This is a genomic window from Spiroplasma endosymbiont of Villa modesta (genome assembly GCF_964030925.1).
In the GTDB taxonomy this organism is placed as follows: Bacteria; Bacillota_I; Bacilli_A; order Mycoplasmatales; family VBWQ01; genus Spiroplasma_E.
This window is the reverse complement of record NZ_OZ034992.1, coordinates 1,534,028-1,547,058: the sequence shown is the minus strand read 5'-3', so window position 1 is coordinate 1,547,058 and position 13,031 is coordinate 1,534,028. Positions and strand designations below refer to the sequence as shown.

The following is a 13,031-nucleotide window of genomic DNA, read 5'->3' as shown; positions in this document are numbered from 1 at the left end:
ATTGTATTTGTAGTTCAAAAGTCATATTATTGGAGGTACTATATATGAATATGAAAAATATATTAAGATTAATGGGTGCATTAACATTAACAACAGCAACTACTACTTCAGTTGTTGCTTGTGGTGATAAAGCTGGTGTAGCCATGAACGTAGAAGTATCAAAACAATTAGGGTTAACAGATAATAAAGGAGAAGGTGTACAAACAGCTTCACTTGATACAGCTGTCAATGATAATGTTAGTTGAGCTGTTGCTGAAGCATCAGCAATTAAAGCTGATAAATTATTAGGAGAGGGAGATAAAGCGGCAAATCAAGCATGTTTTGATTTTATTACTAATGTATTAAAAGTTAAACCAAAAGAGGGAACTACTTTAGCTGATGGAGTTTTTGATAAAGCTGTATTAGATGCAATAACTGCTGAAGTTACTAATATTAAACCAGAATTAGCTAAAATGGATGATGGTAAAGATTATGCTATTACTGGTGGTACTTTTAACTTCCAATTTAAAAAAGGTGAAGAGGCACTTGGTGATGTTTATGGCATTAAGTTAAAAGCTGATAAAACAAAAGGTGTTATTGCTGCTGGTCTTACTGCAATAGCTGGTAAAATTACAATAGCAGATACTGATGTTGTTACAAATTCAAATATTTTATTTGTAAAAGATGGAACTATTCCACCAGGTGCTAAACAAGGAGCAACAATAAATATTGTTGATAAAACAGATAATGGAAAACAATTTATGGTTTTAAATACGTTAACTGGCTTAAAAATTTCTGCGCAAATGGAATCGACTGATGCTGAAGGAACATGAGCAGAAGGTAAAAAATTAGAAATAAGTTATAAAACAGGTGATGTTAATTTTGATCCTACTACTGTAAAAACTACATTAACAGTTGCATAATTTTATAAAATAAAAATAATATTATTACTCCTTTTAAATTAAAAGGAGTAATTTATTTTTAAAAAATGTTTATTTTTTCATATTTTTAAACAGGTGGTTGGCCCTTAATTACTGGACCATTTTTGATATAAAATTCTAAATTTTAATTTGTAAAATTGGTGGTTTTAGAAATTTAGAATGTATTCTTTCATAATTATAAAACATAACATATTGATTTACATCATTTATAGCTTCATTGATGGATAAATATTGATTTGATCCTTTAGGTAGTCATTCTTGAGATAAATGAGAAAATCAGTTTTCAGATAATACATTACCACCAATATCATAAGGTTGTTTTTTGCTTAAAATTATTTGTTTATCCTCTGCTCATTTTGTGATATCCTGACAATAAAATTCGTTGGCGTTATCTGAATGTAAAATAACATTTTTTACTTGATTTCAAGAAAATTGTTTGTTGATTTTTTCAAGAGGGTGGTTGGCCCTTAATTACTGGACCATTTTTGATATAAAATTCTAAATTTTAATTTGTAAAATTGGTGGTTTTAGAAATTTAGAATGTATTCTTTCATAATTATAAAACATAACATATTGATTTACATCATTTATAGCTTCATTGATGGATAAATATTGATTTGATCCTTTAGGTAGTCATTCTTGAGATAAATGAGAAAATCAGTTTTCAGATAATACATTACCACCAATATCATAAGGTTGTTTTTTGCTTAAAATTATTTGTTTATCCTCTGCTCATTTTGTGATATCCTGACAATAAAATTCGTTGGCGTTATCTGAATGTAAAATAACATTTTTTACTTGATTTCAAGAAAATTGTTTGTTGATTTTTTCAAGAGCAGGAAGAATTAAATCCTGATATGATTTATTAGGAGCAATATTATAACTAACAACATTATTTGAATAAAAATCAATAATTACAAAAAGATATAATCATCCTTCTTTAGTATTTATTTGTTTAGTGTCCATTGATCAAATTTGATTTGAAGAGGTTGTACTTTTATAATCTTTGTTTACTTTATCCATTGTAGGTATTCACTTATTTGGATTTTTTTTGTTTTTAGGATAGTTATTTTTAGTTTGTTTTAATCCTTGAATATTGTGTTCTTTCATAATTTTTCGCATTTGTTTTATTGATAATTCTATATTTAAAATGATATTTTTTTCTTGTTTTAATCACTCTTTAAAAGCTGAAAAAATTCTTAAATATCCATAAATTCTGCCTTTTCTTGTAGAATGAAATTCGATTAAAAGTTGGCATATTTTTTGATATTTATGATTGCATTTAATAATATGATTTTCTTCTTTTTTAATAGGTTTTTGTTTATTTTTTAAAAAGTAATATGTTGATCTGTTTAATTGAAGATATTGACATAGGTTTCTAATTGAATATTGATTTTTACAATCATCAATAATTTTAATTTTTTCTTTGATATTTAATTTGTTAATTACTAATGCTATTTGTTTAATTTTATCCATTAATAAAAATCCTTTCAGGTTAAAATTAGTGTTAATTATATAACACAATTGTTTTTAGAATACATTCAGGTTTTTTAAATTAATGGTCTAGTAAAAAGGGCTAAGTGGCAAGTGGCAAGTGGCAAGTGGCATCACCAATAATTATTGTTTTTTCTGAAAATTCAAGATTTGAATTTTTTAATATTTGAAAATCATGCACTTTACCATTATCAGCAAAAATATCAACAATTTTTTTATTAAAAAAATCATATACAATTTGAAATTTTATAGAATACATTCAACTTTTACCAGAAAAATATTCTAACTGTAGTTTTTTTTAGTTGGTCTTTCAATTTCAATCTCAGTTGAATCAATTAAATAAAATTGAAATTCATTTGAATTTTCTTGTTTTTTATCAATTTTTAATTTATATCTTTCTTTTAAAAATTGGTAATCTTTGTGGTTACTAAGTTTATTTTCAACTCAAGTAATATTTCGAAAACAACTTGATGGGCTCATTTTAGATTTAATACTCATTTGAAAAAAAGTATAATATTCTTTTCAGTATAATAAAGTCATCATTAATCTTTCTTCTACTGAAAGTTTATTTTTTCGACCTTTATTTTTTTCTAATTTTTCTATTTCAATTAATTTTTCTAACATTTCATTAAAATGAAAACGTTTTATACCACAAAATATCTGTAAAATTCTTCATTTTTTAATTTTTTTAAATTTTCAAAAATCATTTTTATCAACACTTTTCTAAATTTATTGTTAATAATAAAATTATAAAATAAATTTTAAAATTATTAATTGACTTTTAAAAAATTTAATTACGGAATATGTCTAGTATATAATAAATATTGGAGAACTTATTATACTATGTTATATTAAAAAAAGTAACTAAGTTATTGATTTATAGTTATTATAATAAATTTAAAGAATATTATTGGAGGTATATGTGAATATGAAAAATATATTAAGATTAATGGGTGCCCTTGCATTAACAGTAGGAGCAACTCCTTCAGTTGTTGCGTGTGGTAATAATGGTTCAAATATTCCTAATAATCCGCAATTAAATGGGAAATATGCAGAATTATTAGGATGATATAGTGATGAAAATACAAGTATAATTGATGAAGTAATAAATTTTGATAATCTTGGAACTTGTATTATCACTGCTGACTCTACTAATCTTATTAAAGATAATTTGTTTAAAGAAAAGTTATTAGTTGAAGGTTCTGCTGCTGGTAAATGGAAAGCAAAAGATATTGATGCTGCAACCTTTTTAAGGGAATTGGGATTTACATCCGGTAATCAAGATAATGATTATTCAGAATCCGATGTTGATGCTATTACCAATTTAATTGTAACAATTAAAACTGCTGCTCCAAGTGAAATATCAGTTGCTGACACAACTGACTTTAAAGTAGCGGATGGTATTTGTCAAATTGATATTATGAGTAGCAAAACTGCTGCTAAGCTTGTTAAATCTTATAATATTAATATAAAGGCAGCAAATTTAAATGTTTCAAAGGTAATAACAAGTAATATTATAAAAGAACCTTTAACTGATTTAAAACTAACTGCTGATCAAGGATTCAAGGCCGATCAGCCAACTTCTGGTTTTAAATTAGAGTTTACTGATGAATTAAACAAAACAAAGTTTGAGTCTTTACTTAAAGTATTAAATACATCTTTTACAACTCATTTTTTTAGTTCACCTACCGGCACAGAAGAAATAAAAACTTTTAATGATGGTGAACCCGCATTTTTACAGTTACATTTTGATAGTGTTATTCTTGCACAAAAAATGGCTGTTGGAACTCCAAGTAAATAATAAATTTTCTAATTAATATAAATTAAATTTAAATCTATAATAAAATATATTATTTTATTATAGATTTACTTTATTTCTAAATAATTTAGTTGTAAAATTAAATAAGAACTAATACTTGATTTTTTAAATCTCTTTTCATTTATTTAAATTGAAAAAGGATTTATTTTATTTAAAGGTGGTAATCAAATGGCAAACAAATCATATTATGTTAATGATAACAATCAATTAAAAAATTATAAATTAGAAAAATATAAAATTGATAATGATTTAAAAATTTTATATAAAGTAACAACAACTTATAATGATACTGAACCTAAAATTTTAAAAGCATTACCAATTGAAGAGTTGGATAATAATACTATTAATTCTTTTTTTATGTTGATCAAACAAAATCAATGTGATAATTTTGCTGTGTATTATGAAAATAATTATGATATTAAAAAAATTAATGATTTGATTACTAATCAAGAACTAAATTTTACATTTGAACAATTAGATTTTTTAAAGCAATTTTTTATTAGTATTAAAAATGTTGCTATTACTATATTTGATATGCGTATTAAGCCAATTATAAATAATACTGTTGATAGTAATAGTAGTAATAATGGTATTAGTAATACTTTTCAATCTAAACCACGAATTTTAAATTAATATTTTTTTAAAATTTAATTTTAGAAAAAAATATCAAAATAAAAACTAAATATTGCTTAATTATAATTAGGTTTTACTGATTAAATATTCCCATATTATCATTTTTATTGACTAGACATTTATAAATGTCATTAGTTTTTAAAGCATTAATCTTATCTTTTGCATCAAATTTTAAACTTATTATTAATCCATTTATGCCTTTCATTTTTATGAATGTATTTTTATCATTAGTATATTTATAAATACCATCATTAGTTATTACATATATTTTGCCTTTATTATTTTTATATAAATCAGAAAAAATAAAATCATTATTGCTTTGATGAACATTATTTTTTTTAAACAATCATTTTGTAATGTGATTGTGCTTAAGTTAAAATTACTAATACAATTTTCAATAGTTATTGTAAATGCTAAGATAGTTAATATTGTTAATATTTTTTTCATTAAAATCTCTTTTTGTTTTTTTCTATAACTTTTATAACAATTGGTTGTTTTATATTTTAAAAACGTAAAAAAGAAAATGCAATAAAAGTATCTAAAAACTAAAAAAATAGTTTAATAGTAATTTTTGAATCTTGAAAATTATAAAAAAATATGCAATTAAAAATTTTATTATTTATATTAGTTTTTTAATAATTGATTAGCGAAATATTTGATCAATAACTCCACCACCAAGACAAATATCACCATCATAAAAAATAGCAGTTTGACCGGGCGTAATAGCGCGTATCTTTTCTGAAAATTCAACCTTAATTTCATCATTATTAATAAAATTAATAATAACAGCAATATCAGATTGACGATAGCGAAATTTTGCATTACATTTTAAAGAGTTTTTTAATGTACTATTATTAATTCAATTCAATGATTTAACAGTACAACCGCTATTCATTAGTCATTTATTTTCATTATCATTAGCAACATAAAGGATATTATTAGTAACATCTTTTTCAACAACAAAATATGGAACTTTCATTCCTGAAAGATTAATACCTTTTCTTTGACCAAGTGTATAGTAGTAAACACCATTGTGATTACCAATAGTAGTTTTGGTATTAATATCAACAATTTTGCCAGGATTAGCTGGTAAATAATTTGTTAAAAATGTTTGAAAATTACGATTACCAATAAAACATATGCCAGTAGAATCTTTTTTTGTTGCTGTTGGTAAATTATATTTTTTTGCTAATTCCCTAACTTCAGTTTTAGTTTTATTACCTAAAGGAAATAAACTATATTTTAATTGTTTTTGTGTTAATTGACATAAAAAATAACTTTGATCTTTATTATCATCAATTCCTTTTAATAACTGATATTGTTTAGTAATTGGATTGTAGTTAATTCGTGCATAGTGCCCCATTGCAATATAATCTGCTTGTAAATTTTTTTGTGCATATTTTAAAAAAGCATCGAATTTAATATATTTGTTACATAGAATATCGGGATTAGGAGTACGACTTTTTTTAAATTCTTCAAGAAAATAAGTAAAAACATTATCTCAATATTCCTTAACAAAATCAATTCTTTCTAATTTAATATTTAATTTTTGGCAAACAGCTAAAGCATCAAGATAATCTTGTTCTTGTGGACAAATATCTTGATTATTGTTACCTTGTAAATCATTATTTAAAAGTGAATCTCAATTACGCATAAAAAGACCAATAACTTCATGGCCTTCTGCTTGTAAAAGTGCTGCTGTTACTGATGAATCAACACCACCACTCATACCAACAACAATGCGTTTTTTTTCTGTCATTTTTTACTCCTTAATACTTTTCATAAATGCTTAATAATTGTAACAAATATATAATAAATACCCAAATAAATATTTTTAAATTATTGAATTTATATATTGATTATTAAGTGATAATCCTTTATACTATTGTTAAAACACATAAAAGCAATTTAACAAAATATGGTTTATAACCACTTTTGTAAAGTTTGTTACTAATGTGTTTTTTATGTTTTAATAAAGAAATAGAGAGAAGAGAAAAAATGCCACAAGAAGAAGAGTTATTAATAAATAATGATATAGATAGCAATATAGAAGCAAATACTATTAATAATAGTTGAAGTAGTTTAATATGATCAGATACTAAAAAAATAATTGGAACAGCTAGTTTATTAACAGCAGCAGTTGGTTTGAAAACTGTACAACGAGTATTTCAGGTAGCAGTTACTAGTATTGGATCAATTGATTGAAATAAAGTAAATCCTTTAAATAATTTAGTTGATTTTGGAGTAACTCCAGTACAATTGGTAATTAGTACACAAGCAATGAATTTATGAAAATGGGGCGCAGAAAAAATTTGACAAGAGGGAAGAGCAATATTTAATAGAACTGCTGATCAAGAAATGAGTCCACTTTTATCTTTATATCCCGAAATTGGTGTTGAAGAAGGTTATTCATGTCTTTCAAAAACAGCTATCTTTGGAAAAATGCTAATAGCAAAAGCTGGATATTGAATTTCGAATCATTTTATGATTACGGCTTCTAGTATGTATTCAGTTGGTTCTTTAACTAGTTTAGCTGAATATTGAAGTAAAATTATTTATGGCCCAAATATTTTATCAACAATTATACGAGCAGAAGTTTTATGTTATACTTCTATCTTAATAGATAAGGGTATAGAATATTTAACAAAAACACATATGTGGTTTGCTTTCAAAAGATATTTTAATTGTTTAAATAATAATAATGAAAATGATGAGTTAGAATCATTACTTTCTCAACAATCAAAATGTATGAGTCTTTTAAAAAGTGGTGGTTATTTAACAGCAATGGTAATAGCAACTATAATAGATAATGCAATTAAAACTGCAGCTGTTATGTATACTGCTGATAGATTACCAGAATTTGAATCTACATTTTTTCAAGTTCCAATGTTTGCTATTATGTTTGGTTTAATTATCAATGATACTATTGGTAATAAAGTATTAAATAAATATGCTAAAAAACAATGACAGAAATTTTTTACGTCTACTCCAAATAATGAATTAGAGGAAATAGTAACTAATAGTAATTATATGAGTATTAATAGTAGTGATGAACGACAATTAAGTAATAACTTTAATGATGAATTGGTAAGTGTTATTAATAGTATTAATGGTCCTGCTTTTGTTGGTTGTCCTAGAACTCCTTCAATTGCATAAAATTTATTTGAATGAAAATATAAAAAGTTAGAATAGTTTATTCTAACTTTTTTTATAATTTACCAATTTCTAAACTTCCCAGTGTACTAATAGCACGTACATAAATTAACATTGATTTTCATAATTCGTCAACTTTAATACATTCATTATATTGATGTTCAGTTGAGTTAGTATGATCAAATATCGCACCAAATGCTACACAATTTGGCATTGCTCTAGCATAAGTTCCACCACCAATTGCAATTGGTTTTGCTTTTTTATCACCAGTAACTTCTTGATAAATTTCCATTAATTTAATAACAATTGTTGATTCTTGTGGCATATATAATGGTTTATCATAATGTTGTTGTTTTATTGTTAAATTATAAGGTTTTAATATTTTTGTTAATCTATTTAAAATTTCTTGTAAATCAGTTTTAACTGGAATACGGATATTACATCCTAATTTTGAACTTTTGCTATTAATTTCAACAATGCCAACATTAATAGTAAAACTTCCAGATTCATCATCTAAATCACCAAAATATTTTGTTAAAGCAGTATCTTCTTGTAAAATATCACCAACAAATTTAATTAGATTATGTTCAACTTTAAGTTCATTTAAAATTAATAAACTTCTTAATCCTGCATTAATTCCTTCATCTGGTCGTGACCCATGTGCTGGTTTACCATGAATGGTAATTTGTTGATTATTATTTTCAATTCGATATTTCTTATTTTTCCCAATTTTAACAAATGATTCAATATCAACACCATTAATATTACTAGTAGAACAAGTGACATTGTAAGCATCACCTGCATTAATAACAATGGATTTATGACCTGTACCAATAATAGCTAAGTTAATAATTCCTTTTTCAGCATATACTAGCGGAAACATACCATCAGGAGTAAAACCAAAAGTTGGAGTACCTTCTTGCTTCATATATGTGTTAATTGAATCTCATGTTGTTTCTTCAGTTAAACCAAAGATAACTCTAATTCGACGATTTGGTTGATAGCCATGATCTTTTAAATATTTTAAACAGTATAGAATAATAATTGTTGGACCTTTATCATCTAATACACCTCGTCCATATAAAATATCATTAATAATTTCTGGCGAAAAAGGTGGAATTTTTCATTCTTCTAAATTACCTGGTGGTACAACATCAAGATGACCTAACATGGCAAATATTTCTTTACCATCACCATATTCTAAATATCCATACTTATTGTTTTTATCACGATAAGTTTTAAAACCTAATTCTTGTCCTAAATTAATAGCATAATCTAATACTTCCTTAACACCAGGCCCATAAGGTGCTGCTGTTGTGGGTGGTTGAGCATATGATTGAATTTTAACAATTTCTTTTATTTTTGTTAGTGCTTGCGGAAAATATTTTTCTTTTAGCAATTTTTCATTGAATTCCATATTTATTCACTCCTTGATATATAAATTTAAATAGTAGTATTAGTTATAATATCAACTATTAAATCATTTAACAATAATCAGGAACTATTTGTGCAAGATAAATGATTATTTTTTATTTTTATTTGTTTATTTTTGATTAATTTACTAATCAGTGGCTGCTCTAGAATATTATCATTTTTGTTAAATTTTATTCCCTTTTTTAGTAATAAACCTTGTATTAATTTTTGGATTAAAATTTCATTTGTTGATAAAATACTATTTTTTTGATTGTTATTATTAATGTTATTGCTATTAGTAATTATTATTGCTTTATCTTCTGTTTTAATATATGAAACAGCATTTGGACCAATTCCATAATAGTTTTCTAATAAACAATATGCAATAATATATTTTGATTGATTATTAGTATTTTTACTATAACTATAGTATTCATAGTTATCATATTTGTGCTTTTTTAAGAAATTATTAATGTATCTTTTAATAGTAAGATTTTGTTTGTGATTATAACTATCATAGCTAATATGAGGTGTTTTTAATTGCATACATATTTGTAAATCATTATTAACATCAATTACTGTTTGATGAGGAAGATTATATTTTAAATCAATTGAGAAATTATTAATTTTTAAGTTAATAGCATCATTAATAATTTTTATACTTTGTTGATAATTAAATTTGTTATTTAATTGATTTTGAAAACTAATTATTTTTCAAATTAAACGATTAATTTGAAATTTGGAAAATAATTGTAGAGTTGTGAAATTGGTATTATTAATAGTACATTCAAAGTTGTATTCTTTGATAGTGGTTGTCAATGGTTTAAGTATTATTAATAATTGCTCTAAAAAATTAATTGGTAAAACTGACTTATTTTTGTTAGCAAGATAAATTGTTTTTAAGTTTAATTGGTATTTATTTATTATTTTTGTTAATTCTTTTTTAATACTTTCTATAAAATAAGAATAGTTAGTATTTACTTCATGTTTAAAATTAGGTATTTCTATATATAAATGTTCAATGGTAGTTTGTGTATTCATAAATAAATGATACTATATTTATTTTAAATTACTATTAAATATTAAATATAATAAAAAAGATTTATTTTAAAATAAATCTTTTTTATTATATTTATGTTCGTGCTTTTCAATGTTGTTCTTTTGCAATATTTTTATTTCCTTTTGAAGAAATTTTAGTTTTTCAAGAAGGGTAATTTTCACCTTTACTTTTTGCATTAACAATATTCATTGGATCTAGATTATATAATTCAGTTGTTCCTTGTTGACTAGTAGGACGATGTAGAACAATAGTTCAAGAGTAAGTTTCTAAGTTATCTGCTGCGCTATAATCAGTGGTAAATGAATCACGAAACATTCAAGCACCACCATAATCTTTACGATATAATTTATCACTAACACCATCAATTATTTCCGCTTTTTCTCAAACAGCTTCAATTTGTTCTAATGTTCAATGGTGAGTAGTAACTTTTTGCACTTCGATTGTTTCTTTTTTTGTATTTGTTTTTTCTATTATTGGTTGTGTTTCTTCAACAGTTATTGTTGTTGCTTGTTCATTAAAATTAGATGTTTCAGATTCACAATAACTACTGTCTTTAACATCAAAACCACCTTGATTTTTTGGTTGGTAATTAGTTTCGCTATTAATATTACTTTCTGTTGTTGGTGATTTTGAATATATTGTTGTATCTTCTACACTTGTTTTTTCAACTGTTGGTTCTGAATATATTGTTGCATTTTCGATATTATCATTTATTTCTTCTTCATTTGTAATAGATTCGGATTTAAGATTAGTAAGAGTACCTGGGGTTGGCGAAACAGTTTCGGCATGATAGGCACCTTGCGTTGGTGTTTGTGATAGTTCATGATTAGTATAATGGACAGTTGATGTTGAAGGGTTAGTGATTATTTTTTCTTGTGTTAGATCTTGCTTAAGAACAGTATTGTTAGTTTCTTGGTTTGCTACTTGTTGTTCTTCATTATTTTGAGGTACTGGTATTGGTACGACGTTAGGAAGCGTTATCGTATCATCAACTTCTTGTTTTGCTATTACTGTTTCTTGTTTTGCTTTTGGTTTAGCAATAGGCATTAATAGTGTATTTGATTTGTATTTAGAGGTAATATTAATAATTAATCAGAGACTGTGGATTAATAAAAGTATTGCAAATAGTTCAGCCAACATTCATGGTAAAAAAGCTATTAGAAAGTTACCAGTTGTATTTATTTTTTCGCCGTCTTTTTTATTAGCTAAGAAAGTAAAAGTTTTAAATCTAAAAATAAAAAATACAATAAGAAAGATAACAAATATTGCTGAAAAAATAAAACTTATTAAACAAAAAAGTGCTGATACACTATTTTTAGTTTTTAAAAAAATAAAAGGTACGACTACTAATGCTAAAGATAAACCAGAGACTATGAAAACAATAATACTTATTATATTGAAACTAATTTGTAAATTAGAATTAGGTTGTTGTGGATTATTGAATCATTTAATATAGTTATCAATTGCATCTCGACCAATAGTTGCTCATAAAGCCCAACCTATCATTAAACTCGTAGTAATTAGAAGGCCATTAATAAGAATTGTTAATTTGCTATATAGACCAATACGATAAATTTTTGGTTCTTTCATTGAACTAGAATTTATTTCCTCTATCATAAAAATACCCCAATCTATTTTTAATATACTTACTCTTTTTATAATTATATCAAATTAAAAATTAAGATAGTGTCGTGTAATTAATTGGACTGGAAAAATGAATAATATTAATATATTATTGACTATTAATATTAGTTTTTAAATAAAATGAAAGTGTTTTTATTAAATTAAAGTTTTAGAGAAAAGGAAGATAAAAAGATATGTTAAATAAAACAGTAAAATAAATAAAAATAATAATTTTCGAATAACTATGTTATTTAAATAATGAATTTATTAAAAGTTAAAATATTAGGCATTAATGGAGAACTTGGTCATATAATAAAATTAAATAAGATTATTAATTTGAATGGAGAAAATTTATGAATAAAGAAAAAAGTCAAACAAAAGACATATTCCGTAATTAAATTTTTTAAAAGTCAATTAATAATTTTAAAATTTATTTTATAATTTTGTTATTAACAATAAATTTAGAAAAGTGTTGATAAAAATGATTTTTGAAAATTTAAAAAAATTAAAAAATGAAGAATTTTACAGATATTTTGGTATAAAACGTTTTCATTTTAATGAAATGTTAGAAAAATTAATTGAAATAGAAAAATTAGAAAAAAATAAAGGTCGAAAAAATAAACTTTCAGTAGAAGAAAGATTAATGATGACTTTATTATACTGAAAAGAATATTATACTTTTTTTCAAATGAGTATTAAATCTAAAATGAGCCCATCAAGTTGTTTTCGAAATATTACTTGAGTAGAAAATAAACTTAGTAATCACAAAGATTACCAATTTTTAAAAGAAAGATATAAATTAAAAATTGATAAAAAACAAGAAAATTCAAATGAATTTCAATTTTATTTAATTGATTCAACTGAGATTGAAATTGAAAGACCAACTAAAAAAAACTACAGTTAGAATATTTTTCTG

Annotated in this window: 13 protein-coding genes; 5 read left to right on the top strand and 8 right to left on the bottom strand. The window is 24.0% G+C overall.

Going from position 1 to position 13,031, the window contains the following annotated elements:
• Positions 1-44 precede the first annotated feature (44 nt).
• Positions 45-902: a hypothetical protein gene (locus AAHM89_RS09880; protein WP_342266231.1), complete on the top strand. Its 858-nt coding sequence runs from the start codon at positions 45-47 to the stop codon at positions 900-902.
• A gap of 516 nt (positions 903-1,418) precedes the next feature.
• Here the strand turns inward: AAHM89_RS09880 and AAHM89_RS09875 are convergent.
• From AAHM89_RS09875 to AAHM89_RS09865, 3 genes are all read right to left on the bottom strand, one after another.
• Positions 1,419-2,396 (bottom strand): IS3 family transposase, encoded by a 978-nt coding sequence (locus tag AAHM89_RS09875; protein ID WP_342265776.1) that lies wholly within the window; start codon positions 2,394-2,396, stop codon positions 1,419-1,421.
• 100 nt (positions 2,397-2,496) lie between these two features.
• Positions 2,497-2,673, bottom strand: coding sequence for a hypothetical protein (locus tag AAHM89_RS09870; RefSeq protein ID WP_342266230.1), 177 nt, complete (start codon positions 2,671-2,673; stop codon positions 2,497-2,499).
• A gap of 23 nt (positions 2,674-2,696) precedes the next feature.
• Entirely contained in the window at positions 2,697-3,038 is a 342-nt protein-coding gene (locus AAHM89_RS09865) for a transposase family protein (protein ID WP_339046214.1), read from the bottom strand.
• A gap of 298 nt (positions 3,039-3,336) precedes the next feature.
• On the opposite strand from AAHM89_RS09865, the gene AAHM89_RS09860 reads away from it, so the two are divergent.
• Together AAHM89_RS09860 and AAHM89_RS09855 are read left to right on the top strand one after the other, a co-directional pair.
• Positions 3,337-4,215: a hypothetical protein gene (locus tag AAHM89_RS09860; protein WP_342266229.1), complete on the top strand. Its 879-nt coding sequence runs from the start codon at positions 3,337-3,339 to the stop codon at positions 4,213-4,215.
• Positions 4,216-4,401: 186 nt separating this feature from the next.
• The gene (locus AAHM89_RS09855) at positions 4,402-4,866 is read left to right on the top strand and encodes a hypothetical protein (RefSeq protein ID WP_338979743.1); all 465 of its coding nucleotides are present in this window, start codon (positions 4,402-4,404) and stop codon (positions 4,864-4,866) included.
• A 73-nt stretch (positions 4,867-4,939) separates the two neighbouring features.
• Here the strand turns inward: AAHM89_RS09855 and AAHM89_RS09850 are convergent, their stop codons facing one another.
• Both AAHM89_RS09850 and mnmA read right to left on the bottom strand, forming a co-directional pair.
• Positions 4,940-5,212 (bottom strand): hypothetical protein, encoded by a 273-nt coding sequence (locus AAHM89_RS09850; RefSeq protein WP_338957197.1) that lies wholly within the window; start codon positions 5,210-5,212, stop codon positions 4,940-4,942.
• Positions 5,213-5,509: 297 nt separating this feature from the next.
• Positions 5,510-6,625, bottom strand: coding sequence for a tRNA 2-thiouridine(34) synthase MnmA (mnmA, locus tag AAHM89_RS09845; RefSeq protein ID WP_342266228.1), 1,116 nt, complete (start codon positions 6,623-6,625; stop codon positions 5,510-5,512).
• 239 nt (positions 6,626-6,864) lie between these two features.
• Here mnmA and AAHM89_RS09840 point away from each other — a divergent pair, with 239 nt between their 5' ends.
• Positions 6,865-8,022: a hypothetical protein gene (locus tag AAHM89_RS09840; protein ID WP_342266227.1), complete on the top strand. Its 1,158-nt coding sequence runs from the start codon at positions 6,865-6,867 to the stop codon at positions 8,020-8,022.
• 52 nt (positions 8,023-8,074) lie between these two features.
• On the opposite strand, the gene AAHM89_RS09835 is transcribed toward AAHM89_RS09840, so the two are convergent.
• The 3 genes from AAHM89_RS09835 to AAHM89_RS09825 all read right to left on the bottom strand — a co-directional run bounded on the left by AAHM89_RS09835 (position 8,075) and on the right by AAHM89_RS09825 (position 12,109).
• On the bottom strand, positions 8,075-9,436 hold the full coding sequence (locus AAHM89_RS09835; RefSeq protein ID WP_342266226.1) for a Sapep family Mn(2+)-dependent dipeptidase: 1,362 nt from the start codon (positions 9,434-9,436) through the stop codon (positions 8,075-8,077).
• A 26-nt stretch (positions 9,437-9,462) separates the two neighbouring features.
• Positions 9,463-10,473, bottom strand: a complete 1,011-nt coding sequence (locus AAHM89_RS09830; RefSeq protein ID WP_342266225.1) for a hypothetical protein — start codon at positions 10,471-10,473, stop codon at positions 9,463-9,465.
• 91 nt (positions 10,474-10,564) lie between these two features.
• Complete coding sequence (locus AAHM89_RS09825; protein WP_342266224.1) at positions 10,565-12,109, bottom strand: hypothetical protein; 1,545 nt, start codon at positions 12,107-12,109, stop codon at positions 10,565-10,567.
• 487 nt (positions 12,110-12,596) lie between these two features.
• Here AAHM89_RS09825 and AAHM89_RS09820 point away from each other — a divergent pair, with 487 nt between their 5' ends.
• Positions 12,597-13,019, top strand: a complete 423-nt coding sequence (locus tag AAHM89_RS09820) for a transposase family protein (RefSeq protein ID WP_339045912.1) — start codon at positions 12,597-12,599, stop codon at positions 13,017-13,019.
• Positions 13,020-13,031 lie beyond the last annotated feature (12 nt).